Origin of the sequence: Streptomyces rimosus (genome assembly GCF_008704655.1) — a bacterium.
In the GTDB taxonomy this organism is placed as follows: Bacteria; Actinomycetota; Actinomycetes; order Streptomycetales; family Streptomycetaceae; genus Streptomyces; species Streptomyces rimosus.
In genome coordinates, this window is record NZ_CP023688.1 from 549,741 (window position 1) to 573,620 (window position 23,880).

Sequence of the window (23,880 nt, forward strand, 5' to 3'; positions counted from 1 at the left end):
TCCCGCGTACGGAGAAGGCGCCCGCTCCGGGATTCCGCCCGTCGGGCGCCGTACCCCCGCGTCCGCCCCCTCAGAAGATACGGGGCTGGCCGGACGACGCGCTCAGGCCGCCGTCGACCGGGATGTGCACGCCGTTGACGAACCGGGCGTCGTCGCTCGCCAGGAACGCGATGACATCGGCGACCTCCTCGGGCTCGGCGGGGCGCCGCATCGGGATGCGCTGCCGGAACGCGGCCACCAGGGACTCGTCGGCGAGCAGGGGCCCGGCCATCTCCGTGACGGTGATGCTCGGGTGTACGGCGTTGACCCGTATGCCCTCGGCCCCGTGGTCGAGCGCCATGGCGTTGGTGAGGTTGACCACCGCGCCCTTCGCCGCGTTGTAGGCGGCCAGGCCCCAGTCCCCGCCGAGGCCGGAGACCGAGCCGACGTTGACGATGCTGCCGCCGACGGCACGCAGATGCGGTACGGCGGCCCTGGACAGGTAGAAGGTGCCGTCCACGTCGACGCTCATGATCTGGCGCCAACTGGCCGTGTCGGTGTGCTCGACGGTGCCGCCGGTGGCGACCGCCGCGTTGTTGACCAGCACGTCCAGCCGGCCGTGGTCGCCGGTCACCGCTTCGACGAGGGCGGTGACCGCCGCCTCGTCGGAGATGTCCGCCACGTGGGCGACGACGGTCGAACCGTCGGGCGCCCCGGCGACCGTCCGGCGCAGCTTCTCCTCCGTACGCCCGACCGCGACGACGGTGGCGCCCTCACGTGCGAAACGGTGCGCCGTGGCGGCACCGATCCCGGACCCGGCGCCGGTGACGATCACGACCTTGCCGGCGAAGCGGCCCTCGCTGCTCATGATCAGTGTCCCCTCAAGTGGTGCAGACCTGAAAGCTGTTGCCCAGGGAACTGACGGGCCCGACTTTCTGTTCCCGTCCGCACCGAGCACTGCGGTCCACACCGAGCACTGCGGTCCGCACCGCACACCGCAGGACGCCGGCGCCAAGGGCTGACGCCGGCGTCCCGGAACCGGGAAACCCTCTCAGCCGAGGCCGGTCATGATGCGCCCGACGAGCTCCCGGTTGCCCGCGGGAATCGCGGCCATGCCCAGGTCGGGAGTGTTGGTGTTCGTATCGGCGGCCGCCGTGTCCTTCTTGGTACCGGTGGCTTCCGGGTCTTTCTTGGTACCGGCCTGGCCGTTTGTCTTACCGGCCTGGCCGTTCGTCTTGCCGGCCTGGCCGTTCGTCTTCGGCGGTACCCCGGGGTCGTCGGTCGCTCCCGCGACGGGGGCTCCGGCGACGACGGTGACCGCGGCCAGCGCCGCGCCGGCCAGGGTGAGACGTATACGCATGCAGATCGCTCCTAAGTCGTGAACCAGCTACGTACGTCTTCAGCACACCCGCTCCCGCCGGCCGCCGCATGCCGGCGGAGGCAGCTGGGTGCCCCGGGGGTGTTCCGCCGTATGGCGGTGTCCGAGGACGGCCGGACGGTGCTCAGCCGCAGGTCAGCGACCCAATCGCGCCACCAGCCGCCCCTTTGCGGGCCCTCAAGTAAGGTAACCCTTCCCAACCGACTCCTGCCGCCCCTGCCACCCCTGCTGTCCTGCCGCCCCTGCCGCCCCTGCCGCCCCGGAGAGACCTTGCCGACCACCGCCCCCTCCCCCGCCACCCCCGCCGGCGACATACTGTCCCGCGGCCCCGCCGACCGCGCCGGACACGTCGAACTGCGCTCCGCCGAGGAACTGCGCGAGCTGCTCGGCCCGCCGCATCAGCTGGTCATCGACAAGGTCCGGCAGCGCCTGACGCCGGACGACCTCGACCTGCTCGGCCGGTCGCCGTTCTGCCTGGTCTCCACGTCCGACGCGCAGGGCAACTGCGATGTCTCCCCGCGCGGCGACCTGCCCGGTTTCACCCACGTCCTGGACGCCACCACGCTGGCCCTGCCGGACCGGCCGGGAAAGCGGCGGGCCGACACCTTCCACAACGTCTTGGAGAACCCGCACGCCGGGTTGCTCTATCTGATACCGGGCAGCAAGGACGTGCTCCGTATCAACGGCAGGGCGCGCGTCCTCACCGACGCGCCGTTCTTCGACGCCATGACGGTCCGGGGACAGCGGCCGACGCTCGCCCTGCTCCTCGACATCGACGAGATCTACCTGCACTGCCCCGCGTCGCTGCGGCGCTCCGGCGTGTGGGAGCCGCAGACCTGGAGCGCCTCCGGCTGACCGGCGCGAGGGCCGGTGCGGGGCCGGAGGCGCGGACGCCCCGAGGGGGCCTACGAGCCGTACGGGCTACGGAACATACGCGTCAGGCGGTCTTGCGGGCGACCGCCCCGTACATGGCGATGTCCCGGTCGTCGACCTCCTCCTGGTCGGCGTCCGGTCGCCAGTGATGCACCTGCGTCAGCCCGGGAGCGACCAGGTCCATTCCCGCGAAGAACGCTTCGGCCTCGGCCCGCGTCCGCAGCTTCATCGGCATGCCCCGGCTCGCGTACTCGTCGGCGACCCGGTTGACCTCACGCGGCGCGAAGTCGGCGGTCCCGATCGTCATGGCCACGAAACTGCCCGCGGGCAGCGGCTCCAGAAGGCGCCGCACCAGGCTGTGGTCCTCGGGCGGAAGCATGAAGTGCAGAATGCCGATGATCATCAGGCCGACCGGCTTCCGCAGGTCCAGCAGCTCCTGGAACTCCGCGGAGCCGATGATGGCCTCGGGGTCGCGCATGTCCGCGTCGACGTACGCGGTCCGGCCCTCTGCGGAGCCGGTCAGCAGCGTCCGTGCGTGGGTCAGCACGATCGGGTCGTTGTCGACGTACACCGCCCGCGCGTCGGGCCGTATCCCCTGCACCACCTCGTGCAGGTTGGGCGAGGTGGGCAGCCCGGTGCCGATGTCCAGGAACTGCCCGATGCCCTCCTCCTGGGCGAGGTAACGGGCCGCACGGTGCATGAACTTGCGGTTGGCCCGCATGTGTACGGGCAGCGCGGGCCACTCCCGGCACATCGCGTCACCGGCCTCGCGGTCCACGGCGTAATGGTCCTTGCCGCCGAGGATGTAGTCGTACACACGCGCCGAGTGCGCCGTACCGGTGTCGATACGGTCCGCCGGGTATCCCTGGTCCAACACCCTTGCTCCTTACGGTCATACGGCACCACGACGGTCCGGTGCCAGGGGGAGTCTAGGCTGCGGCCGATCAGTGCCCCTCCAGTGGCCTGCTGTTTTACCGGCTGCCTACCAGTCGGTGAGGTCGACCACACGCGCACAGTGCGGATCGTCGGCGTCGGTCGTCGTGAGCCGCTGTTCGTCGAGCAGCGACGGCAGGGCCGCCAGCAGGGCCGTCGGAGCGCCGCCGGGACGTACGTCGGCGGCCGTCATTCCGGAGGGGGCCTCCTCGGTGTCGAGGTAGAGACGGAGCCGGTCCGGGGCCAGGAACAGGAAGCCGCACAGACGCGCCTCCGGGAGCTTGTCGCGGGGGTAGATGTGGGTGCCCGTGTGGACGGTGCGCAGGATGGCGGCGATGTCGTGCGGTGTGCGCAGTGCGTCGCCTGTACGCAGGGGAATCTCATATGCGGTGAGCCGGTCCGGGGCGTACTCCGGGTCCGGTCGCCGGGCCATATCGCCAGGTCCGCTGCCCGTCACGCCTGGGGGGCGGTGTCAGTGCTGCCCTGCATCCCACCCGCGGTCGCCGGACCAGTCCACCCACGTCGGGTCATCGAGCAGCGACACCCCTTCCGGCAGCCCGGCCCGCCGCAGGAACTCCTCCACATCGGCGTCCGAGTACGCCACGCCCAGGTCGGTGTCGAGCCCGGCCGTACGCACGGAAACACGCCGGCCGCCGCTCGCGGACGGCCGGTGCACGGTGATCGGCGCAGTCATACCCCCACCCTGGTCCCGCTCCCCGGCTACCGCGACCCGGCATCGTCCCGGATTCGGCCAACCGGCGGCCGCCGCCGCGGAATGGGGACGGGTGGGCGTGCGGGAAACTATCACCATGATCGAGCGCGAATTCGCCATGCGCACGGTCCAGGAAATCCTGGACCACGAAAACCCGGGCCGGCTGCTGGTGACCGGCGCCGAGGAACACGAACTGGTGTGGATCGTCAGCTTCCAGTCCGCGGAATTCGTCCGCTCCGGCGACTACCGGGACTTCTTCGTGGGCCACGGCCCCTATGTGGTCGACCGCGTCGACGGCAGCGTGCATGCCGTCGGATCGGCAGCCGCGTTGAACAGGGAATGGGAGCATGACTACCGCACCCGCATCCGCAGGCTGCCGGTGCGAACAGCGGTCGACGCATTGCACGAGGAACTGTGCGCAACCCTGGCGGTACACGGCCGCATCCCCGCCATACGCCTGCTACGCACCCGAGTCCCCGCCCTCAGCCCCACCCAAGCGGCCACCTACACAACCGCCCTCCATTCCGGCCCTCCCCCCGCCCCTCTCGCAGCCATCGCCACCAAAGCACTCGTCCCGGAACCGAATCCCGTCCATCGCGTACGGACAGTCCGCGCGGCGCGCCCGGAGGCCGGGGCGACACAGCCCACCCACCACTCTCCTCAGCCCGGGCAGCTCCGATCCGTCGCGGTTCACCTGCCCTGGAGGCCGCCCACCGCCGGGCCCGCCACTCCATAACCGATTGCCGCACGCGCACCCCTGGTGGTCTCATTCGCGCATGGATCACGACACGATGCTTGCGGTGTTCGACGACCGGATGAGGAAGAACGCACCGCCGGACGCCCCCGGCGCGTACGTCGAACGGGTAGGGGACGTGGTGCGCCAGACGGGCCCGGACGCCGCCTGGAACGGAGTGTTGTGGTCCGCGCTGGACCGGTCCCGCGTGGACGAGGCCATCGCGGAGCAGGTGGACCACTACACGGCGCTCGGGCGGGAATTCGAGTGGAAGCTGTACGGTCACGACCAGCCGGACGACCTCGCCGATCGGCTGGAGGCCGCCGGGTTCGTCCCCGAGGAGCCGGAAACGCTCATGGTCGCGCGGATCGCCGACCTCCCCACCAGCAGCGCGCCCCCCACTGGCATCGAACTGCGCCCGGTGACGGACGCCGCCGGGGTGGAGCTGATGGCGCAGGCCCAGGAGGAGGCATTCGGCAGGGACGGCACCCGGCACCGGCAGCAACTCCTGGCTCAGCTCACCGAGCGGCCGGACACGGTCGTCGCCGTTGTCGCCATGGCCGGTGACGTGCCGGTGAGCGCGGCCCGGATGGAACTGGTGCCGGGCACCGGCTTCGCCGGGCTCTGGGGCGGCGGAACGGTGCCCGCCTGGCGCGGCCGCGGCATCTACCGCGCACTGATCGACTTCCGCGCCCACATCGCCGCCGAGCGCGGCTACCAGTACCTCCAGGTCGACGCGTCCGACCAGAGCCGCCCCATCCTGGAACGATTGGGCTTCACCGCCCTGACCACCACGACTCCGTACGTGTACCGCCCCCGCCTCGCGGCGTAATCCTGACGCAGTCCCCGTTCCGTCCCGGCCGGGGCGGTTCGAGTCCGCGACGCCTGAAGCCGCGCCATCAGAGAGGCGCGAGGATCATGAGGATCTCGTCGCGGTCGTCCCCGGGAGCCAGACGCAGGGCGTCGGGCCAGCGGCCTATTTCCTTCCAGCCGAGCCGTCCGTAGAAGCGTTCCAGCCCCACTCCGCCGCGTGCGGCGAGGTGCAGGTGTTCCAAGCCCATCTCGTCCCGGGCGACCTGCTGGGCCAGTTCCATCAGCGCGACACCGATGCCGCGGCCGCGGAGGCGGGGGTGGGTCTGGACGTGGTGCAGGGTTCCCCAGTGTGCGATGAGGGCGAAGGGGTCGCGGCGTAGGTTCAGCCAGCCCGCCACCTCCCCCTCGGTCAGGGCCACGAGCAGGCGGCAGGTGTCCGGGGCGAGGCTGCTGAGAATGGCGTCGAGGGCGGGTGCCGCCTGCCAGTCGTCGATGGGCGGGAGCGGAAAGCCGGCCGCCCCGCCGGCGTTGGTGACATCGACCCAGCAGTCGATCAGGGCCTGACGGAGCCGGTCGTCGACCGTATGGGACGACACGAACTGGCGCAGCTCAAGAGAGTCGTTGTGCATCCCGGGAGTGTGGCACCAGCCACTGACAACAGCGGTGGCCGATCAGCGTATGCACCACGCGGTCGGGCGGCTGATCGGCAAAGTGGACGCCAAAGCCGAGGACTTCGTCCCTCATGAGGTGAGCAACAAAGCAGCGGCGTGAGCGTTCGGCTTCCTGCGGGTCGTGATCGAGGAGGCGCGGTACCCCCACGGTCCCCGCCCGCCCCCTCACCCCCGCGGCACCGGCCGAAGCGCCAGCAACGCGATGTCATCGGCGCTGTCGGCGCTCAGCCCGATGAGGAGTTCGTCGCAGAAGACGTCGAGGGGTTCGCGGGCCAGGGCGGCGGTGTGGCGGCGGAGCCGGTCCATGGCGTGGTCGAGGGATTCGTCGCGGCGTTCGATGAGGCCGTCCGTGTACAGCAGGACGGTCGAGTGGGCCGGGAGGGCATCGGTGGCGCCGGGGCGGGGCATGTCCGGTTCCATGCCGAGCAGCAGGCCCGAGCCTCCGTCGAGATAGCGCGTGTCGCCTTCGCGGGTGGTCAGCAGCGGCGGCAGGTGCCCGGCGGAGGAGTGTTTGAGCTCCCACGGGCCGCTCGCGGGGCCCGTGACGAGGGCGTAGATGCAGGTGGCGGTGGCCTCTTGGGAGAGGGTGTGGTTCGCGATGTCCAGTCGGCGCAGCACCTCGTCGGGCGGCTCCTCCCGGTCGATGGCGATGCCGCGCAGCATGCTGCGCAGCTGGCTCATGGCGACGGCCGCCTCCAGGTCGTGCCCGGCGACGTCACCGATGACCACGGCGGTCTTCCCGCCGGGGACCACGAAGCTGTCGTACCAGTCGCCGCCGATCTGCGCGGTCGTGGAGGACGGCGCGTAACGGGCGGCCATCTGAAGGTGCTCGATCTCGGGCAGTACGGGCAGCAGGGAGCGCTGGAGGCGCTCGGCGATGTGCCGGGTCTCCTGGTAGAGGCGCGCGTGTTCCACCCCGAGGGCGAGACTGCGGACCAGATCGCCGATCAGGGGCAGCGAGTCCTCGGTGAAGGGCCGGTTGCGGCCGGTACGGACGAGGGTCAGGGCGCCGAAGACCGCTCCGCGGGTCCGCAGCGGCGCGACGACGGCACTGTTCGCGCCCACCCGCTCGAACAGCTCGACGTAGTGCGCGTCGAGCGGGCTCCTGGCGTCGCTCGGCTCCGGCGGCTCGGTGAGCAGCAGCGGACCGGCGCCGCGCAGCACCCGGGCCAGCGGCCCCCGCGCGGCCCCCGTCACCGGCGGGAGCCGGCCCGCGTACGCCTCGGCCGGCAGGGGCGTGGGGCTGTGGTGCGAGACGCAGAACCGCTCCAGCTGGTCGCTGTCGTTGAGCAGGTCCACCACGCACCAGTCGGCCAGCCGCCGTGTGAGGATCCGGCAGACCCGTTGCAGTCCCTCGTCCAGGTTCGGGGTGCTGCTCAGCGACTCCCCGATGTCGGCCAGCAGTCTGCGCTCCAGTGCCGCTCCGCCGGCCGCGTCGCCTGCCGCACTCGTCGCGATGCGCTCCGGGCTCTGCGTCAGGTCCGGCCCGCCGGGCTGCTCCGGCGACGCGGCCCGGCTCTCCCCCGGTGACAACGGTGCGGGGACGGGCGGGGCCGTTCTGGGGGCGAGTTGCGCGACGAAGACCGTACGGCCGTCCGCGGTGCCCTGGGCCTGGATGAACAGCCGTACGGGAACCAGCCGGCCGTCCCGGTGCAGCGCCGGAAGCGGCACGGACCGGCCCAGGATGTGCGGCTGCCCACTGCGCAGGAGCCGGGTGAACGCCGCCATGTGGCGCTCCCTCAGGTGCTCCGGGATGAGCACGGTCAGCCGCTGCCCCACCAGCTCGCCCGTCTGCCAGCCGAGCATGTCCGCTGCGGGCCCGTTCGCCACGATGATGCGGTTCTCGTCGTCGGCGGCGATGGTGGGGACCCGGCTGGCCCAGGCGTGGCTGGCGTCCCAGGGCACCAGGTCCGAGGGGCTGGCGCTCGGCTCGCGGGGGATGACGGTCCACGCGGTGGGCGGCCCGCCCGCGAACTGTCCGGTGATCTGGTCGAACAGCCACTGCCGGAAGACGCGGTTCTGGGGCAGCGACGGCCAGACCAGCAGGCGTTCGTTCCGGGCCAGTCTCTCGGCGGCGTCGAGGACTTGACGGAGCGTCGGCAGGGCCCGCGCGACGTCCGCCGGAAGGGATACGTTCAGGGAGTGCCCCTGGGTGTCCGACGGCTGTTCCCCCAGCGCGGCCGTCATACCGGCGACGAGTACGTTGTTCATGTCGTGGGCGATGGCGAGGTCTTCCGGGCGTACGCCGGTGTCCGTCCCGGCGAAGGCGGCGAGGGTCAGCTCCCGCAGCAGTGCGTGCTGGTGCCCCTGGGCCGCCAGGTAGAGCGCGCCCGGCAGGTCGACGAGGGACACCGTACGGGTGGGACCGCAGGCCGGCTCGGCGGTCTGCCATCCGGACGGCGGGGGCGGCCGCCCGTCACTCCGCAGCGCGAACCACACCGCCTTGCGCTCGTCGTCGGTGTCGACCCCGTAGGCGGACGCCAGTTCCTCGACCATCGCCAGCCCCTGCCCGGGGCCGGCATGCGCAAGGGATCGTTGCGGCACCAGCGCGCGGCACGGCCGCCGGTCGGCGACCCGTACCCGGACCTCGCCGTCGAGGGCCCGGGCCGACACGTCGATCTCTGTACGCGCGTGCAGCACCGCGTTGGTCACCAGCTCGCTGACCAGCAACTCGGCGGTCTCCACCGCGTCCGGGTCAGCCCCGGCGAGCGCGGCCCGCACGAAGTGCCGGGCCGACGCCACGCTCTCCGGCCGTGGCGGAAAACTCCGCGAGGACGCCTCCTCCGGCTGACTGATGTGGTCCATGCCGCCAGTGTGCTGCACACGGCTTCCCGGGGCTCTGCGCCGCGGAGCGAGTTCCGCCGACCCGCTCGCGGGAATCCGCCGACCGGGTGAGCGGGGCCGGTACCCGGCCGCCCGGGAGGCTCTCCGGCAGCCACCCTGCGTTACACCCGGGAGGCTCCCCGGCGGCCACCCTGCGTTACCCCAGGAAGCCCACGCCTACTCCCGCACAACCCCGCCCATCACCGCGGCCACCACCCTGCGCACCGCCTCACCCTCCGGCCGCTCCCCCATCCGGTCGGCGAAGAGCAGATGCCCGCTCCCGATCAGCGTGGGGGCGAGGCTGTCGATGTCGGCGTCCGGCGCGATGCGGCCCAGTTCGCGTTCGGCGGCGAGGTAGGAGGCCAGGGCGGCGGCGGCTTCGGTGAGCAGGGGGATGCCGGCCGGCGTGGTACGGCGCAGCCGTGCGCGCAGTTCGTCCCGCGAGGTGACGAGACCGACGATCGCCACCGCGACCGGCCCGAACAGCTCCGTCAGCGCCTCGGTCAGGTGACCGACGACGGTGCCGGTCCCGGCGGCATCACGCAGCTCGGCGGCGCGTCCGTCCGTCCGGGCGATGCGGTCCCGTACGAGTTCGGCGAGGAAGGCGTCGAAGTCGTCGAAGTGCCGGTGCAGCACGCCTTTGGCGCAGCCCGCCTCCGTGGTGACCGCGCGGCTGCTGAGCGCGCTGGGCCCGTCGCGGAGCAGGACGCGTTCGGCGGCGTCGAAGAGCTGCTCGCGTGCGTCGCGGATGGCCACCCCTGTCGGCACCGTATGTCTCCTCTTCCGCGCGTCGGGGCGTACCCCGCGCACCTCGTGCATCCCCGCGTATCCCGCATGCCCCGTTGACGAGTGGGCGCTCGCCCACTCATAGTGGGCACATGCCCACTATACCGTCGGAGGGCTCGCTCCCTCCTGCCCGGGAACCGTTCCGCAGCCCCGCTCCGGAGCCTTACCGGCACCGCGAAGTGGCCGAATCGTTCGGCTCGGACGCCGAACGCTACGACCGGGCCCGCCCCCGCTACCCCCGGGCCCTGATCGACCGGATTCTCACCGCCGCGCCCGGCACCGGCGTGCTCGACGTCGGCTGCGGCACGGGCATCGTGGCCCGGCAGTTCGCGGCGGCCGGGTGCCGGGTGCTCGGAGTCGACGTGGATGCGCGGATGGCCGGACTGGCACGGCAGTACGGGCTCGAAGCCGAGGTCGCGGCGTTCGAGGCGTGGGACCCGGCCGGCCGGATCTTCGACGCCGTCGTCTCCGGGCAGACCTGGCACTGGGTGGACCCGGCGGCCGGGCCCGCCAAGGCGGCACAGGCGCTGCGGCCCGGCGGACTGCTGGCCGTGTTCTGGAATGCGGGCAGTCCCCCGCCCCGACTGGCGGCGTCCTTCGCCGAGGTCTATCGCCGCCTCCTGCCCGACTCGCTCGCCGCCCGCCAGTGGTCGGCCTCGGCCGTGGACGGGTACGCAGCGCTGTGCGCCAAGGCGGCCGACGGCATACGGGCGGCGAACGCGTACGGCGCTCCGGAACAGTGGCGCTTCGACTGGGAGCACACGTACACCCGCGACGCATGGCTGGACCAGGTCCCCACCACCGGCAGCCACACCCGGCTCTCTCCCGCCGAGCTGGACAGGGTGCTCGCGGGCATCGGCGCGGCCATCGACGCGGTGGGCGGCAGCTTCACGATGCGGTACAGCACGCTGGCGGTCGCCGCGAAGCGGAACGCGGAGAGCTGAGCCGGTTTGTACGCGGGCCGCTGCCGCTCACCCCAGCAGCGGCGCCACCGCCTCCCGCAGCTGACCGATGTTCCGGTAGTGCAGGCCCGCCATGCCCACCGCCCGGGCCGCGGTGACGTTGCCGAGGCTGTCGTCGACGAACAGGCAGCGGCGCGGTTCGGTGCCGACCCGGCCGGCGGCCGTCGTGAAGACGCGCGGGTCCGGCTTGGCCACGCCGATACGGGCGATGCTGACCACCGCGTCGAACGCCTCCGCCAGCCCCACGGCGGCGAGAGACGCGTGGTGGCGTTGGAGCCCAGAACCACCGGCACCGTACCGCGCAGCGCGGCCAGCAGGGCCACGACCTCGGTGTCCCCCCGCCCGGTCAGCACGTTCCACGCGGCGACCAGATCACGGGCCCCCCGGCCGAGCCCCGCACACCGGCGTCAGGCCGTCCACGACCCGGCGCCGCCACTGCTCGTCGCTGAGGTGTCCGGTGACGGCCGCCTCCAGCAGCCCGGCCTCGAACGCCACCGCGGCCAGGGAGCGTCCGACCGGCCCCCAGGAGCGGTCCAACGCGGTCATTCCATCCGGGCCCCTCAGGTTCACGACCCGTCGAAGTCGCACAGCACCACGTCGTACGCAGGCATGCCCATGCCCATGGCAGGTGAGTCCATGGCAGGTGACCGTCCACCCGCGCCCCGCCCCACCGGCATCACCCCGTACACAGCCCGAAAAGAAGTCCGGCCGCCCTCAGGACCTGTTGGCCCGGAACGCCGACCGGTACGACTGCGGCGTCACCCCGACGACGCGCTTGAACCGTTCGCGGAACGCGGTGGGCGAGCCGAAACCGGCCTGGGCGGCGATGCGTTCGACGCCGTGGTCGGTGGTCTCCAGCAGGAACTGCGCCCGCCGCACCCGGGCACGCAGCAGCCACTGCAACGGTGTGGTGCCCGTCTGCTCCCGGAAGCGGCGGCTGAACGTCCGCTCGCTGAGCCCGCTGCGCGCGGCCAGTTGGGCGAGGGTCACCTCCTGGGCGAGGTGGTCCTCGATCCACTTGAGCACCGGCTCCAGCAGCGAGCCCCGCGGCACCGGCGGCCGGGCCTGCACGATGAACTGCGCCTGCCCGCCCTCCCGTTCCAGCGGCATGACCGCCAGCCGCGCCGAGTCGGCCGCGACCGCCGAGCCGAAGTCCCGCCGGATGAGGTGCAGGCACAGGTCCATCCCGGCGGCGGCCCCGGCCGAGGTGAGGATCTGGCCGTTGTCGACGTAGAGCACGTCCGGCTGTACGTCGACGCGCGGGAACCGTTCGGCCAGCAGGTCGGCCGCCACCCAGTGCGTGGTCGCGCGCAGCCCGTCCAGCAGCCCGGCCTCGGCGAGGATGAACGCGCCCGTGCAGATGGAGGCGATACGGGTGCCCGCGGCGGCGGCCGCGCGCAGCGCGTCGAGGACCTCCGGGGCGGGCGGCGCTGCGGCCTCCGAACAGCCGGGCACGATCACGGTGTCCGCGTCCCGCAGCGCCTCCAGGCCGTGTGGCGCGATGATCGTGAAAGCCTCGGAGGCCACCTGGGGTTCCGGTGCGCAGACCCGGACCCGGTAGGGGTTGCGCCCGTCCGCCAGCCGGGCGCGCCCGAACGAGTCGACCGGGCAGGCCATGTCGGCCGCCACCACCTGGTCCAGCACCAGGACCGCCACCGTATGCATGCCGGACACGGTAAACGAGAAGCCGCCGTTCACAAATGCCCAGGTGGTGTGGGGGGTCTGCTGATTGCCGCAGGCAGCGCCCGGTGGCGGGAACCCGTTGGAAATTGTCGTTTCAGCCCCTGGGGTGCCGGTCGAGGCCCGGCCTAGCCTGGCGCGGCACGTTCCCGGGCGGTGGCGCAGAAGCGCACCGCCCGCCCCTGAGCGACGAGAAAGAGCACTCCGCCATGCCCATGTCTGTCGACAAAGCCACTCAGCGGTCCGGAGCCGTCCGGTGACCAAGTTCCTCCTCGCCATCCACGTCCTGGCCGCGATCATCGCGGTCGGGCCGGTGACCGTGGCGGCCAGCATGTTCCCCGCGGCCGTCCGCCGTGCGCAGGCCGCCGGGCCGGACGCCGCGGGCCGGTCCGGCGTACGGCTGCTGCACCGCATCTGCCGCGTCTACGCCGCCCTCGGCATGGCCGTGCCGGTGTTCGGTTTCGCCACCGCCAGCAGCCTCGGGGTCCTCGGCGACGCCTGGCTGATCACGTCGATTGTGCTCACCGCCGCCGCGGCCGGGGTGCTGGCGCTGCTGGTCCTGCCGGGGCAGGAGCGGCTGCTCGGCCGGCTCGACGGTTCCGGGCCGCCGGTGGACCGCGGCGCCACCGCGCGGCTGGCCATGCTCACCGGCGCGTTCAACCTGCTCTGGGCCGTGGTGACGGTACTCATGATCATCCGCCCCGGCTCCACCACGGGAGCGTGACCGTGCACCGCGACCGCCGGGCGCTGCGTATCGCCGCCGCCGTCGAACTCGCCTCGCTCGCCGTCCTGCTGGGCAATCTCGCGACCGCGCACCTGCCCGCCATCTCCTCCCTGGCCGGCCCGCTGCACGGCTGCGCCTACCTCTTCACCGTGGTCGCCACCGCCCGCGATCCACGCCGTACTGCCACGGCCGTCGCTCTGTCCCTGCTGCCGGGCATCGGCGGCATGCTGGCCGTACGGCGGCTGACGCGGGGCGCGGAGCGGGGTGATCCGGTTCCCGTACGGGAATGAACGTCGGCCGAAACCGGCTGCACCACCCCTCACGCCACGGAAGACGACGTCCCCAACAGCGCGATCACCTCGTCATCGCTCACCTGCCCGAAATCGTCGTACCACTCGCCGACCGCCCGGAAGTGGTGCGGCTGGTGCAGGACGAGTACGCGGTCGGCCTCCTCGGAGAGTTCGCCGACGGCGTTGCGGGAGCCGACGGGTGCGGCCAGTGTCAGGTGGGCGGGCTGCCGGCGGCGCAGATGGCGGAGTGCGGCGAGGGCGGTCAGGCCGGTGGCGAGGCCGTCGTCGACGAGGAGCACGGTCCGGCCGGTGATGCCGGGCTCCGGGCGGCCGCGACGGTACAGGTCCTCGCGGCGGTGGAGTTCGGCGCGTTCGCGGGCCACGGAGGGGGCGAGTTCTTCCTCGGCCAGACCCAGGAACTGCAGGGCCCGCCGGTCGAAGACGGGCGGCTCCTCGGCGACGATGGCGCCGATGCCGGTCTCGGGCGAGCCGGGTACGCCGATCTTGCGCGCCACCAGGACGTCGAGGGGCGCCCGGAACTCCCGGGCGACCTCGGCCGCCACCGGGACGCCGCCGCGCGGCAGGGCGAGGACGAGCGGATCGGCCGCCCCGTACGGCCACACACCGGCCTCGGCGGCGCCGGCCGTGTCGTCGTCCGGTGATCGCAGCCACTCGGCGAGGGACCGGCCTGCGTGCCGGCGGTCGGTGAAGCGCATGGTGTTGCTCCTTGCCCTCGGTCGGAAGGGGCGCTCGAAGTCGGTGGCGGCGGGGCGCGGGTCACTGGCCGGTGGGCCAGGTCTCGGCCTCACCGGTGGCGGGCGGCTCGGCGTGCAGCGGAGTCAGGGCGTGGGTGCGGTCCAGGTACAGGAAAGCGTCGTATCGCTGGTCGAGCGTGGTGGACACGTAATTGGCGAACGCCTCCCGTTCCGGCCGGTAGACGACGCCGATGGCCCGGTGGTCGCGCCGTACACCGGACCAGGCGGCCGGGCGCGGGACCTCCGGGTGCAGGCCGGTGGCGGCGTCCCGCGGCGGGAAGACGAAGAGGGCCCGCTCCTCGGGAAAGACCTGGTGGAGCAGTTCCTCGACGCTGCCGGGACGGGCCTCGGGCACGGTCAGGTTCTCGGGTGTAGCTCCCCATTCGCTCCCGGCGACGACCGACCCCTGGTACGAGCCGAAGCCGACGAGCACGACGCCGTCCGCGGAGTGCCGCTCCCGTACGAGCTGCCCGATGTTCACCAGTCCGGCGCCGGCCATGTCGGTGGCCCGCGCGTCGCCGACATGGGTGTTGTGGGCCCACACCACCGCCTTGGCGTCCGGGCCGTGGTGGGCCGTCAGCCGGTCGAGGGTGTCGGCCATGTGGTGGTCGCGGATGTTCCACGACTCGGGCCCGCCGTGGACCACCGACCGGTAGTACCGCTCCGCCCCGGCGAGGGTCTCGGCGTTCTGGAGGGCGGCGAGTTCCGCGACGGACGAAGTGTCCTCCGGGCGCCGGGCCCGTTCGCGCAGCGACACCAGGAGGCGGACCACTTCGGGTTCGCACCCGGAGGGCAGCATCCGGGTCGCCAGGGCATAGGATTGCGGGTCCTGCTCGTACGGTTCGAGGCAGCGGTACGCCTCCACCGCCTGCTCGACGTGGTCGGGGTGGTGTTCGCGCAGGTAGGCCAGCACCGCGTCCAGCGACTCCCACATGCTGTAGACGTCCAGACCGTAGAAGCCGACCCGCTCCCGCGGCGGAAGACCGGTGTTGTGTTCGCGCAGCCACCGGGCGAAGCGGGCCACGTCGGTGTTGGCCCACATCCAGCGCGGCCAGCGGCGGAAGCCTTCCAGGGCCGCCTGCGGGTCCGCGGGTGCGCCGGGCTCGGCGGTGACCGAGCAGTGCAGGTCGAGGCAGTCGGGCCAGTCTCCCTCGACGGCGACGAAGGAGAACCCCTTCTCCGCGATCAGCCGCTCGGTCAGCCGCGCCCGCCACCAGTAGTAGTCGGCGGTGCCGTGCGACGCCTCGCCCAGGAGGACGTAGCGGGCGTCACCGATCCGGTCCAGCAGCGGGTCCAGCGCGCCGGGGTCCGGCAGCGGTACGGCCGTCCCGCGGATCAGCTCCAGGTCCGACGCCGCCGGTTTAGCGGACATCGCCGCCGCTCCCGTGGTTGCCCGCGGGCGCCGGCGGGTGCAGGAACCAGTCCCGGGCGGACTCGGTCACCCGCTCCAGGGTCCCGGGCTCCTCGAAGAGGTGGCTCGCGCCCGGCACGATCTCCACCTCGCAGGGCGCCTGGAGCCGCGCCGCCGCCTCACGGTTCAGCCGCAGTACGTCGGTGTCCAGCTCGCCGACGAGCAACAGCACAGGCGCCCGTACCTGCTCCAGCGACTCCTCCGCCAGGTCGGGCCGGCCGCCGCGGCTCACCACGGACCGGACCCGCGCGGGCCGCCGCTCCGCCGCCACCAGGGCCGCCGCCGCGCCCGTACTCGCGCCGAACAGATGCAGGGGCAGCTCCCGGGTCGCCGGGTGCTCGCCCAGCCAGTCGACCGCCGCGACCACCCGCTCGGCCAGCAGGGGGATGTCGAAGCGGTGCTTCCGTGAGACGGCGTCCTCCTCGGCCTCCTGCGGGGTCAGCAGATCCGGCAGCAGCGAGGCCAGGCCGGAGTGACGCAGCGCGAGGGCGACCGCGCGGTTGCGCGGACTGCGCCGCGAACTGCCGCTGCCGTGGACGAACAACACCACGGCACGCGGTGAATTCGGCAGTTCCAGATCGCCGTCGAGCACCACCCCGCCCGGTGCGGACACGGTTTCCTGCGTTGTCACTGCATCCTCCTTCCGGCACTCACTCCCGAGGCACCGGCCGCACGCGCGCACACCCGGGCCGGACCGTTCCTCCTCGGCCCTGAGGGTTCCTCACGGCCCGCCGGGCAAACAAACGCCCACCTGCCTTCGTCAGGTACCGCGCCACGCGCTTCTTATCCTGTGCGCCGCACCGGGTTCCGCCTATCGGCCGAGCGCTCGTACGACCGGGCCGTCACACCGGCACCGGCCGGAGCGCCCCCGCCTTGGCCGCCCCCGTACGCGCACCAGGCCACCGCCAGGCGGCGTACCGCTTCGGTCAGGTCGTCCGGCGAGGCGAGAAAGTGAAGACGGACGTGGTCCTTGCTCGCCCCGGAGGCGTCCAGTCCGCTGCCGGGCAGTACGGCGACTCCGTGCCGCAGGGCTGTCTGCGCGAAGGTGTCCCCGTCGCCGTGGGGCAGCCGTACCCACAGGGTCTGACCGCCGCCGACCGGCCGGACCTGCCACTGCGGCAGCCGCCGCGCCAGCTCCGCGAGCAGGTGATCGTGACGTGCCCGGCGGTCCGCCGCCGTGTCCCGGCACCACCGCTCCAGGCCGGGCAGCAGTTCCGCGGCGGCGAGCTGCGCGGGAAGGTTGCCGCCCAGGTCATGCACCGCGCGCAGCCGCGCGAGGCGGTCCACGATCGCTTCCGTGGCCCGTATCCAGCCGACGCGCAGCCCGCCCCAGACGCTCTTGCTGAGCGACCCGACGGTGATCACGGTCGCGCCGTACGCCGCGAGCGGAGGCGGCGTGTCGTCACCGGGAAAGGCCAGCTGAGCGAGGACTTCGTCATCTATCAGCGGCACACCGGCCGCGCCCGCGGCGACAGCGAGCCGACGGCGTGCCAGCGGCGGCAGTACCGCGCCGGTCGGGTTGTGGTGCGTGGAGACGACGTAGGCCAGATCGGGGCGGCGGGCCGGCGAGCGGACCGCCGTCTCGAAGCCGTCCAGGCCGACGGGCAGCGTCCGCAGCAAGGCGGACCGCTCACGGAACGCCTCCAGCGCGCCCGGATACGTGGGCGCTTCGACCAGCACCTCGCCACCGGGCTCGACAAAGGCGCGGGCGAGCAGGGACAGGGCCTGCTGACCACCATTGGTGACGAGGATCTGCTCGGGGGCGGTCGGCACCCCACGGCGCGTGTAGTGGTCGGCGACAGCGCGGCGCAGCCGCGGATGGCCCGACGGGTGGTAGCCGATGTCACCCGTGAGCAGGGCCAGTTGGGCCACGGCCCGCTCGTACGCGGACAGAAGAACCGGCGGAGGCGCGGCGGGCGCGGCACACGCCAGCAAGATCACATCGGCATCCTGCCGCTCCAGCAGATGAAGGAAAACCGGCGCCCCTGTCGTCTCGCGGGGCCGGTCGCGCACCGGACCGGCCACCCGGGTGCCACTCCCCTGGCGCCGCACGATCCGGCCTTCCGTACGCAGCTGCTCGTACGCGGCGACGACGGTCCCACGCCCCACGGCAAGCGCGGCGGCCAGCGACCGATCGGGCGGCAACGCGGTACCCGGGGCGAGTTCCCCTTGGTCGACGAGGCGCCGTAGCCGCGCGGCGAGCAGGAGGTACAGCGGACCGCGGCCGGACGACCACCGGCCCAGGCGGTCGGCCAGTGCGGTGGGGGCCATGGGCATGGGCTTCGGCTTTCGGTGTGGTGGATATGGAGGGGAGGGGCATGTCCTCGTAGGGGGTGCGCGCTCGTACGGGGGAGACACGTCCTCGCACGGGGAGGCACGCCCTCGTACGTGGAGACACGCTTTCGTACGACCGCGCCGGGCCGGGCAGCTATGGGTCCGTCCCAACGGGCGGACCAATCCTCGCCCATTGGCTCTGTGCCGCGCCCCGAGCGGCGGCGAGGATCATGACATGACGACACGACACGAGATCCCGGGCCACCTCGCCGCCGTCTCGGTGCCGGAGGCCATCACCGCGCTCCCCGGCCCCTTCCAGCAGCGCGAGTTGGCGAGGGTGAACGACACCACGGCCGTCCGACTCGCGCGCCTGGAAGGCTCGTTCCCCTGGCACTACCACGACGAGGACGAACTGTTCCTGTGCTGGGACGGCACCTTCCGGGTCGAGCTGGAGGGCCGCGACCCGGTGGTGCTGAAGCCCGGCGAACTCTTCGTCGTCCCCGCGGGAGTACGGCACCGCCCCGTGGCCGAGGAGGCCGCCCACGTCCTGCTCATCGAGCACCCGGACACCAAGCAGTACGGGAACTGAAGCTCTAGCAGCGCTCAACGACCCGCCGCCCCCTGCCCTCCTCCTCGGCAACGAACGGCGTACCCTTCCGCCGCGCGAGTCGTCCATGCAGCGCCGCGAGCACGGCCCCCGCCAGCAGCACCAGGGCACCCACTGCCTGTACGGGCCCGAAGGTCTCGCCGAGGAACAGCGTGCCGCACACCGTGTTCACCACCGGCACGGTGAACATCATCAGCGAGGCCGAGGCTGGCCCCACGGCCGCGACGCCCCGGTAGTACAGGAGGTTGGCGACGGCGGCAGCACCCAGCGCCAGATAGGCGGCGTTCAACCAGACAGCGGACGGCAGACCGCTCCAGTCCACATCCGGAAGGTCGGGGGCGGCGACCACGCCCAGCAGCAGGGCTCCGGCGCAGGTGGCATACGTAGTGGCGCGCAGCGGGTCGACACCGGCGAGGACGCGGGGGCCGGCGAGGGTGTAAGCCGCCCAGCACACCGCGCTGAGCAGGAACAACACGTCCCCGGCAAGCCGCGTCGGACTCCCGTGCGCGCTGCCGCCCACGCCCAGAAAGAAGATCGCAGCCCCGACCAGTCCGAGGCCGAGCCCCGCCAGGCGCACCTTCGATGCCCGTTCCCGCCGGGTCAGCAGGAGGAAGAGGCTGGTCAGGACGGGGCTCATGACCGGGATGAGGATGCCGGCGTCCAGGGAGGGTGCGAGCGACAGTCCCCAGAAGAAGAAGCCGTTGTAGGCAAAGACGCCGACGATGCCCGCCAGGGCGGGGCGGCCGGCGGCCCGGGGTGAGACCTTGCCTTTGGCACCGCCGAACCGCTTCCCGAAGAGCGCCGGCACCATCAGCAGCGCCAGGGCGGCGCCGCCGAAACGCAGGAGGGCGGCCACGGAGTGCGGCAGGTGTTCCACCACCGACTTGGAGCTGGAGAAGGCGCTGCCCCACAGCACCATGGTGATCGACAGGAGGAGGTAGGGGCTGGTTGGGGCCTTCGTTCTGGTCATGGGGGGACTATGGCGGCGGTGGAGCCTACGCGTCTTGAACGCTGGTGCGCTTGTCAGAGCTTGGCATGACCACCGCCGCTGTCGGTCGGGGTCGTTCGGGCGCGGGGGCAAACGCAGTCGGCGGGTGACGAACGGGCGCCCGGAGGTATTGCCGTGCCCCCCCCCGCGCACACACGACTGTTTCGCGCCGTTTCTGGCAGCTCGCGGTAGTTCCTCGCCGCGATATACCGCGTCGGTTTCCCAAGCTTTTCCCGGTTGCACGCCGGACCGGGATCGGACCGCCCACGGGAAAGGCAGAACCGGCGGTCCTGACCGGCGTTCAGGAGCGCGTCACGACACCGACGGGCCTCTTCACTGCGTCGCGTCCTCCGACGCTTCCATCGCGTACGGGTGGGCGTACCGGCCCCCGTTGAAGGGGGTGAACCACGAGCCGATCGCCATGGGCGTGACTCCGAAAGCCTCTCCCGCGGCGTCCTCGCCGATCTCGCCCACCGAGTCGTCGTACAGCCACTCGTGGTCCAGGTCCTCGTAGACATTCTCGGCGAATGCTTCGAGGGCCACCGCCACACCTTCGTCCATGAGACCGAACGTCTCCAGACTGACGCTCGCCTCGCGCAGCAGAAGTCTCCAGGCGAGTTCCTCCGCGAGACAGCCGAGCTGCTGGAAACTCCCGTTCGTGAAGCGGGTGGTCATGGCGATCGCCGTCACCAGGAAGCGGCGTGCGAAGTGCGCGTCGTATTCAAGGGCGTAACGCTCGGGAAGCTCCTCCAGCAGCCACAGCGGCCTCTCGCACTCAGCGACGTTGCTCCGCGTCTGAGTGAGGGTCTGCACGTCCTGGAAGAGTTCGTCCACCAGCAGATGGGTCCCGTACACCAGAGCGCCGGCGGCCAGCCGGGCATCTTCCGGCCGTACACCGGCCTCGACGTCCTCTTCCTCCCCACCGTCCTCGTCCTCGGGGTCGAGCACGCCGAACATGACCGGCGGGAAGGAACGCAGTTCAGCCGACATGGTCAGCATCCGGTTCCGAGCAGCCTTTGCCTCTGCTTCCGCGTCGCACTCATCCCGACCGTCGGCGGCTGTCTCCCTTGCGGCGTGGTGAGCCTTACGGGTGGCCGCGTCGGCCGGCGGAGTGTCGGGGCCGTCGGCGGCGTCGAGGCTCTCCTGGGCGAGCTGCGGGTGGAGCCGGACCTCGCACCGCTCGACCGTCCACTCGGCCAAGAGCTCGCTACGCTCCAGCAGCTCCCTGGTCACCGACTGCACCGCGTCCTCGGCGAATTCCAGCGCCGGAGCATCGACGAAGATCGTTAACAGCGCACCGCCCGGATGAACGGCCACGATCGACTCGAAGATGTCGACCTCCATACCGTCCGGCCCCTCGATGGCTTCCACGGAGCCCAGGCCCTTTCCGAGGAGTGCCACGGCGCCGGCACGTTGCAGCGCGTCCATCTCGGGCGATCCGACCGGGATGCTGGTATCCACCGTCACGGCGTAGGTCACGCACTCAGCGTCGCAGGGCCGCACAGGGGCCCGAAGGGAAATCGGCCAGCTCGTCATCCATCGGCGCTGCCGAGTGCCAGGCGCCGCCGCACTCGCCTCCCGAGCACACGAAGAAGGGCTCACCGTTGGTCCACGCCGTCGAGAGCATCGACCGGCATCTCGTCGCGCTGCGCGAGGCGGACGAGGCCCCGCATGTCGCCTTCGGTCGGGGCCTCAAACGCGAGGCCGGAGGGCGCGTTCGTGGTGCGAGTCGGCGGCCAGGCGGGGGACGTTACTGACAACGTCCTGTTGCCGCGTGACGAGGGCAGGAACGTATCTCCGACTATCTCCGGTACTGGACGGCAGTGCCCCCCTTACCCACCCCTGCCCGGACCGCACCAGTGCTCAAGTGCCGCCGATGATCGCCTGCCTGCGATCACTTGCGCATTCGGGAACGGTACTCGCCCGGGGGCATGCCTCGGGCACGTCGGAAGGCACGACTGAATGCGTGCGGTGAGGCGTAGCCGACCGCGCCGGAGATCGACTCGACCGGCTCGTCGGTGTCGCGGAGCCGGACGGACGCCAGGTCCATGCGCCACTGCGTCACGTATGCGCCCGGCGTCTGTCCGAGCGCGGACCGGAAGTGCCTGGACAGCGTCGTGCGGGAGACCGCCGTCGCGGCCGCCAGGGACTCGGTGGTCCAGGGGTGTTCCGGTCGGGCGTGGACACATGCCAGGGCGTCGCGCACGGCCGGGTCGCGCATCGCGCCCAGCCATGAGCCGGACTGCTCCCCGGGGCGGCGGGCCAGCCAGGCCCGTACGAACTGGATGAGCAGAAGGTCGACAATGCTGTTGACGGCGGCGGTGGTGCCGATCTGCGGTTGTGCGAGCTCCGCCGTAAGAAGCTCGACGGTGTTTCTGAACTGCGTGTTCTCCCGGCTCGTGACGTGCATCGGCCGGCGGAGGGAGGTGAGCACCGGCGTGCTCACCTCCGGGTCCTGCTCATAGCGCAGGACGAGCACTTCCGTCTGCGCCGGCGTCGAGCCCAGGTACAGGGCGCTGCCGTCGGTGAGTGCCTGGTCCGTCGCCTTCCGGTCACAGGGCCCCATCGTCGTACCGGACCCGCCGGCTATCCCGTGGGCGGTGCCCGGCGGCAACAGGACGGCGTCTCCTGCCTGCACTTCCAGAGGTTTCCCGCCCGGGACGTGGAGCCACATCGTGCCGCGGGACACTACGTGCAGTGCCGCTGCCGGAGAGGGCTCCAGCCGCAGGCCCCAGGTTCCTCCGGCCTTCAGTACGACCCCGAGCGCCCCTCGCGCACCCGATACACGCAAGGCTTCCGCGAGTACGTCCATCGTTCCCTTCTCGTCGACGGGGGTCAGACCACGTCGAGAACGATCTTTCCATGCACCTTCCGCGCGAACAGTGCCCGGACGGCGTCGTCCACGTCCAGCCAGTTGCCTCGCAGTCCGACCGGTGCCGAGAGCCTCCCGGCGGCCATGAGGCCCAGCAGGTCCGTCAGCTCCCCGCTGGTCGGCGTCATGTCGCCGTAGGTGGCGATGGTGCGCGGTTCACCGAAACCGAACAGGGCCCCTGACGGGAACGTGGTGTCCTGTCCCGAGGAGTAACCGACCACGTGGATGGTGCCGCCCTCGGCGAGGAGACTCCACGCCTGGGCCACCAGCGGCCCGCCGACCGTGTCCAGGACGAGGTCGAACCGGCACTCGGCCCCGGCCAGGTCGGTCAGGACCTGGTCGGCCCCGAGTTCGCGGAGCCCGGCGGCCCGGTCCGGCGAGCCCACGAGTGCCGTCACCCGGGCGCCCGCCAGCGCCGCCAACTGGACGGCGAAGTGCCCCACGCCCCCACTGGCGCCGGTGACCAGAACGTCGCGCGCCAGCAGAGAACGCTTGCGCAGCACCCGCAGCGCGGTGACTCCCGCGATCCCCAGCGCGGCAGCGTCGGCCAGATCCACGCCCTCGGGGACGATGCCGAGCGAGGCGGGGCTGACCGCCACCCGCTCCGCCCACGCGTGGGCGGACATCCCGAGCGCGACTCGCGTACCTTCGGGCGGCCCCGAGCCGTCGGACGCGGCGCGCACCACGACACCGGCCGCGTCGTGACCGTGCACAGCCCCGGCCGGCCACTGGTCCACGTAATTCAGCTCTCCGAAGTTGAGACCGATATGCCGTATCTCGACCAACACCTCGCCGCTGGACGGCACGGGCTCATCGACATCGGCGAACCGGACGGGCCCGGCCTCGCCGTGATCGACAACAAGGGCGCGCATGCGTGTGTTTCCTTCTCTCGTGGATGCGCCTGAACACTCGGCGCGACAACGGACGGAGAGCGCGAATGTCGCACTGCCGTCTCCTGGAAACCCTACGCAGGACCAGCTCAGCGACCAGTCCCGGGAGAGTCGATCAGTTGACGATCTGTAGCAGTGCGGCTCGCGCGCGGCGGCGAACTTTGCACGCATACGGTGGATGACGCTGTGACGGGCGCGGCGACACCCTGGCGGGGCGGCAGGCCGGGGGGATCGCTGGGTTCGTCGGGGGTGGCATGTAGCAATGGCGTGTCCAGGTGCGGTTTCTGCTGACGCGTTCGATCAGGTCGGCGGGCTCCGCCGGGTCTCCGTACGGGGGGGGTGGCAGTCCTCCCCCCGACGTCCGGCTCCGGCTCGCTCGGCCACTGGCCACCGACCTCCGCGGGCCCTGGGAGAGATCGACCGAACCGCTCAGGCTTACCCCCCGCTCGCGTCCGACGGGGGTTCAGAAACCTGCGCACGAAGACCGGCTCTCCAGCCAGCGCACTGTCATCCTCAACGCCCGGACTAGGTGAGCCACTTGGTTCGAAGAATCGCCGGCCGTCTCGACGTGGGCCGCGTCCTCGCGACCGGCGAGGCATACCGCCGCCCCGCCCGTCACAAAGTCGGCACGAAACCACGGAGAGCCAGCGCCGATCGTTAAGTGACAAGCTAATGCGCGGTGGGGCGGCGGGAGAAAACGCCCTCTTACCTGTTCCGCTTGCTTGG

26 protein-coding genes and 1 pseudogene are annotated in these 23,880 nt (G+C 71.9%); 8 read left to right on the plus strand and 19 right to left on the minus strand.

Annotated elements, in window-relative coordinates; genetic code table 11:
• Window positions 1–70: 70 nt before the first annotated feature.
• Together CP984_RS01980 and CP984_RS01985 are read right to left on the minus strand one after the other, a co-directional pair.
• The gene (locus CP984_RS01980; RefSeq protein WP_003981748.1) at window positions 71–847 is read right to left on the minus strand and encodes an SDR family NAD(P)-dependent oxidoreductase; all 777 of its coding nucleotides are present in this window, start codon (window positions 845–847) and stop codon (window positions 71–73) included.
• A gap of 183 nt (window positions 848–1,030) precedes the next feature.
• Entirely contained in the window at window positions 1,031–1,339 is a 309-nt protein-coding gene (locus CP984_RS01985) for a hypothetical protein (protein WP_003981747.1), read from the minus strand.
• A gap of 288 nt (window positions 1,340–1,627) precedes the next feature.
• On the opposite strand from CP984_RS01985, the gene CP984_RS01990 reads away from it, so the two are divergent.
• Entirely contained in the window at window positions 1,628–2,212 is a 585-nt protein-coding gene (locus CP984_RS01990; RefSeq protein WP_003981746.1) for an MSMEG_1061 family FMN-dependent PPOX-type flavoprotein, read from the plus strand.
• Window positions 2,213–2,294: 82 nt separating this feature from the next.
• Here the strand turns inward: CP984_RS01990 and CP984_RS01995 are convergent, their stop codons facing one another.
• From CP984_RS01995 to CP984_RS02005, 3 genes are all read right to left on the minus strand, one after another.
• Window positions 2,295–3,104: an SAM-dependent methyltransferase gene (locus CP984_RS01995; RefSeq protein ID WP_003981745.1), complete on the minus strand. Its 810-nt coding sequence runs from the start codon at window positions 3,102–3,104 to the stop codon at window positions 2,295–2,297.
• A gap of 108 nt (window positions 3,105–3,212) precedes the next feature.
• Window positions 3,213–3,596, minus strand: a complete 384-nt coding sequence (locus CP984_RS02000; protein WP_003981744.1) for a hypothetical protein — start codon at window positions 3,594–3,596, stop codon at window positions 3,213–3,215.
• Between the two features lie 39 nt (window positions 3,597–3,635).
• A complete protein-coding gene (locus CP984_RS02005; protein WP_003981743.1) occupies window positions 3,636–3,857 on the minus strand; it encodes a hypothetical protein in 222 nt (73 codons plus the stop codon).
• 115 nt (window positions 3,858–3,972) lie between these two features.
• On the opposite strand from CP984_RS02005, the gene CP984_RS02010 reads away from it, so the two are divergent.
• Window positions 3,973–4,611, plus strand: coding sequence for a YrhB domain-containing protein (locus CP984_RS02010; protein ID WP_003981742.1), 639 nt, complete (start codon window positions 3,973–3,975; stop codon window positions 4,609–4,611).
• A gap of 40 nt (window positions 4,612–4,651) precedes the next feature.
• Entirely contained in the window at window positions 4,652–5,440 is a 789-nt protein-coding gene (locus tag CP984_RS02015) for a GNAT family N-acetyltransferase (RefSeq protein WP_003981741.1), read from the plus strand.
• 67 nt (window positions 5,441–5,507) lie between these two features.
• Here the strand turns inward: CP984_RS02015 and CP984_RS02020 are convergent, their stop codons facing one another.
• The 3 genes from CP984_RS02020 to CP984_RS02030 all read right to left on the minus strand — a co-directional run bounded on the left by CP984_RS02020 (window position 5,508) and on the right by CP984_RS02030 (window position 9,683).
• Window positions 5,508–6,050, minus strand: a complete 543-nt coding sequence (locus CP984_RS02020; RefSeq protein WP_003981740.1) for a GNAT family N-acetyltransferase — start codon at window positions 6,048–6,050, stop codon at window positions 5,508–5,510.
• A 207-nt stretch (window positions 6,051–6,257) separates the two neighbouring features.
• Window positions 6,258–8,897: a SpoIIE family protein phosphatase gene (locus tag CP984_RS02025; RefSeq protein ID WP_078575671.1), complete on the minus strand. Its 2,640-nt coding sequence runs from the start codon at window positions 8,895–8,897 to the stop codon at window positions 6,258–6,260.
• Window positions 8,898–9,092: 195 nt separating this feature from the next.
• Window positions 9,093–9,683, minus strand: coding sequence for a TetR/AcrR family transcriptional regulator (locus CP984_RS02030; protein ID WP_003981738.1), 591 nt, complete (start codon window positions 9,681–9,683; stop codon window positions 9,093–9,095).
• Window positions 9,684–9,793: 110 nt separating this feature from the next.
• On the opposite strand from CP984_RS02030, the gene CP984_RS02035 reads away from it, so the two are divergent.
• Window positions 9,794–10,645: a class I SAM-dependent methyltransferase gene (locus tag CP984_RS02035; RefSeq protein WP_030180278.1), complete on the plus strand. Its 852-nt coding sequence runs from the start codon at window positions 9,794–9,796 to the stop codon at window positions 10,643–10,645.
• A gap of 27 nt (window positions 10,646–10,672) precedes the next feature.
• Here the strand turns inward: CP984_RS02035 and CP984_RS02040 are convergent, their stop codons facing one another.
• From CP984_RS02040 to CP984_RS02045, 3 genes are all read right to left on the minus strand, one after another.
• Entirely contained in the window at window positions 10,673–10,909 is a 237-nt protein-coding gene (locus CP984_RS02040; RefSeq protein ID WP_003981736.1) for an HAD-IA family hydrolase, read from the minus strand.
• A 126-nt stretch (window positions 10,910–11,035) separates the two neighbouring features.
• Entirely contained in the window at window positions 11,036–11,209 is a 174-nt protein-coding gene (locus tag CP984_RS41045; RefSeq protein ID WP_156100317.1) for a hypothetical protein, read from the minus strand.
• A gap of 168 nt (window positions 11,210–11,377) precedes the next feature.
• Window positions 11,378–12,328, minus strand: coding sequence for a GlxA family transcriptional regulator (locus CP984_RS02045; RefSeq protein ID WP_030180285.1), 951 nt, complete (start codon window positions 12,326–12,328; stop codon window positions 11,378–11,380).
• A gap of 271 nt (window positions 12,329–12,599) precedes the next feature.
• On the opposite strand from CP984_RS02045, the gene CP984_RS02050 reads away from it, so the two are divergent.
• Together CP984_RS02050 and CP984_RS02055 are read left to right on the plus strand one after the other, a co-directional pair.
• On the plus strand, window positions 12,600–13,067 hold the full coding sequence (locus CP984_RS02050; RefSeq protein WP_003981734.1) for a hypothetical protein: 468 nt from the start codon (window positions 12,600–12,602) through the stop codon (window positions 13,065–13,067).
• Entirely contained in the window at window positions 13,064–13,357 is a 294-nt protein-coding gene (locus CP984_RS02055) for a hypothetical protein (protein ID WP_030180287.1), read from the plus strand. Before CP984_RS02050 ends, CP984_RS02055 begins: the two co-directional genes overlap by 4 nt.
• Before the next feature lie 29 nt (window positions 13,358–13,386).
• On the opposite strand, the gene CP984_RS02060 is transcribed toward CP984_RS02055, so the two are convergent.
• The 4 genes from CP984_RS02060 to CP984_RS02075 form a co-directional block, all read right to left on the minus strand.
• Window positions 13,387–14,073, minus strand: a complete 687-nt coding sequence (locus CP984_RS02060) for a phosphoribosyltransferase (RefSeq protein WP_003981732.1) — start codon at window positions 14,071–14,073, stop codon at window positions 13,387–13,389.
• Between the two features lie 61 nt (window positions 14,074–14,134).
• Window positions 14,135–15,484 carry an erythromycin esterase family protein gene (locus tag CP984_RS02065; protein WP_003981731.1) on the minus strand — a complete coding sequence of 450 codons (1,350 nt, stop codon included), beginning with the start codon at window positions 15,482–15,484 and terminating at the stop codon, window positions 14,135–14,137.
• The gene (locus CP984_RS02070) at window positions 15,474–16,154 is read right to left on the minus strand and encodes a dienelactone hydrolase family protein (RefSeq protein ID WP_003981730.1); all 681 of its coding nucleotides are present in this window, start codon (window positions 16,152–16,154) and stop codon (window positions 15,474–15,476) included. Before CP984_RS02070 ends, CP984_RS02065 begins: the two co-directional genes overlap by 11 nt.
• A 152-nt stretch (window positions 16,155–16,306) precedes the next feature.
• Window positions 16,307–17,794: an aminotransferase-like domain-containing protein gene (locus tag CP984_RS02075; RefSeq protein WP_003981729.1), complete on the minus strand. Its 1,488-nt coding sequence runs from the start codon at window positions 17,792–17,794 to the stop codon at window positions 16,307–16,309.
• 238 nt (window positions 17,795–18,032) lie between these two features.
• On the opposite strand from CP984_RS02075, the gene CP984_RS02080 reads away from it, so the two are divergent.
• Complete coding sequence (locus CP984_RS02080; protein WP_003981728.1) at window positions 18,033–18,386, plus strand: cupin domain-containing protein; 354 nt, start codon at window positions 18,033–18,035, stop codon at window positions 18,384–18,386.
• A 4-nt stretch (window positions 18,387–18,390) separates the two neighbouring features.
• Here CP984_RS02080 and CP984_RS02085 read toward each other — a convergent pair whose 3' ends face one another.
• The 4 genes from CP984_RS02085 to CP984_RS02100 form a co-directional block, all read right to left on the minus strand.
• A complete protein-coding gene (locus CP984_RS02085; RefSeq protein ID WP_003981727.1) occupies window positions 18,391–19,374 on the minus strand; it encodes a DMT family transporter in 984 nt (327 codons plus the stop codon).
• Window positions 19,375–19,725: 351 nt separating this feature from the next.
• Complete coding sequence (locus CP984_RS02090) at window positions 19,726–20,871, minus strand: hypothetical protein (RefSeq protein ID WP_050498857.1); 1,146 nt, start codon at window positions 20,869–20,871, stop codon at window positions 19,726–19,728.
• 415 nt (window positions 20,872–21,286) lie between these two features.
• Window positions 21,287–22,204 (minus strand): AraC family transcriptional regulator, encoded by a 918-nt coding sequence (locus CP984_RS02095; protein WP_030180292.1) that lies wholly within the window; start codon window positions 22,202–22,204, stop codon window positions 21,287–21,289.
• A 23-nt stretch (window positions 22,205–22,227) separates the two neighbouring features.
• Window positions 22,228–23,136, minus strand: a complete 909-nt coding sequence (locus tag CP984_RS02100; protein ID WP_003981724.1) for a zinc-binding dehydrogenase — start codon at window positions 23,134–23,136, stop codon at window positions 22,228–22,230.
• 380 nt (window positions 23,137–23,516) lie between these two features.
• On the opposite strand from CP984_RS02100, the pseudogene CP984_RS42745 reads away from it, so the two are divergent.
• A pseudogene (locus tag CP984_RS42745) lies at window positions 23,517–23,724 on the plus strand (NF041680 family putative transposase); the annotation flags it as partial.
• Window positions 23,725–23,880 lie beyond the last annotated feature (156 nt).

Bases quoted from the DNA above. Each gene is read 5' to 3' on its own strand.
- CP984_RS01980 (WP_003981748.1), bottom strand. From the start codon at position 847: ATGAGCAGCGAGGGCCGCTTCGCCGGCAAGGTCGTGATCGTCACCGGC.
- CP984_RS01985 (WP_003981747.1), bottom strand. From the start codon at position 1,339: ATGCGTATACGTCTCACCCTGGCCGGCGCGGCGCTGGCCGCGGTCACC.
- CP984_RS02000 (WP_003981744.1), bottom strand. From the start codon at position 3,596: ATGGCCCGGCGACCGGACCCGGAGTACGCCCCGGACCGGCTCACCGCA.
- CP984_RS02005 (WP_003981743.1), bottom strand. From the start codon at position 3,857: ATGACTGCGCCGATCACCGTGCACCGGCCGTCCGCGAGCGGCGGCCGG.
- CP984_RS02010 (WP_003981742.1), top strand. From the start codon at position 3,973: ATGATCGAGCGCGAATTCGCCATGCGCACGGTCCAGGAAATCCTGGAC.
- CP984_RS02015 (WP_003981741.1), top strand. From the start codon at position 4,652: ATGGATCACGACACGATGCTTGCGGTGTTCGACGACCGGATGAGGAAG.
- CP984_RS02020 (WP_003981740.1), bottom strand. From the start codon at position 6,050: ATGCACAACGACTCTCTTGAGCTGCGCCAGTTCGTGTCGTCCCATACG.
- CP984_RS02025 (WP_078575671.1), bottom strand. From the start codon at position 8,897: ATGGACCACATCAGTCAGCCGGAGGAGGCGTCCTCGCGGAGTTTTCCG.
- CP984_RS02035 (WP_030180278.1), top strand. From the start codon at position 9,794: ATGCCCACTATACCGTCGGAGGGCTCGCTCCCTCCTGCCCGGGAACCG.
- CP984_RS41045 (WP_156100317.1), bottom strand. From the start codon at position 11,209: ATGACCGCGTTGGACCGCTCCTGGGGGCCGGTCGGACGCTCCCTGGCC.
- CP984_RS02045 (WP_030180285.1), bottom strand. From the start codon at position 12,328: ATGCATACGGTGGCGGTCCTGGTGCTGGACCAGGTGGTGGCGGCCGAC.
- CP984_RS02060 (WP_003981732.1), bottom strand. From the start codon at position 14,073: ATGCGCTTCACCGACCGCCGGCACGCAGGCCGGTCCCTCGCCGAGTGG.
- CP984_RS02065 (WP_003981731.1), bottom strand. From the start codon at position 15,484: ATGTCCGCTAAACCGGCGGCGTCGGACCTGGAGCTGATCCGCGGGACG.
- CP984_RS02075 (WP_003981729.1), bottom strand. From the start codon at position 17,794: ATGGCCCCCACCGCACTGGCCGACCGCCTGGGCCGGTGGTCGTCCGGC.
- CP984_RS02080 (WP_003981728.1), top strand. From the start codon at position 18,033: ATGACGACACGACACGAGATCCCGGGCCACCTCGCCGCCGTCTCGGTG.
- CP984_RS02085 (WP_003981727.1), bottom strand. From the start codon at position 19,374: ATGACCAGAACGAAGGCCCCAACCAGCCCCTACCTCCTCCTGTCGATC.
- CP984_RS02095 (WP_030180292.1), bottom strand. From the start codon at position 22,204: ATGGACGTACTCGCGGAAGCCTTGCGTGTATCGGGTGCGCGAGGGGCG.
- CP984_RS02100 (WP_003981724.1), bottom strand. From the start codon at position 23,136: ATGCGCGCCCTTGTTGTCGATCACGGCGAGGCCGGGCCCGTCCGGTTC.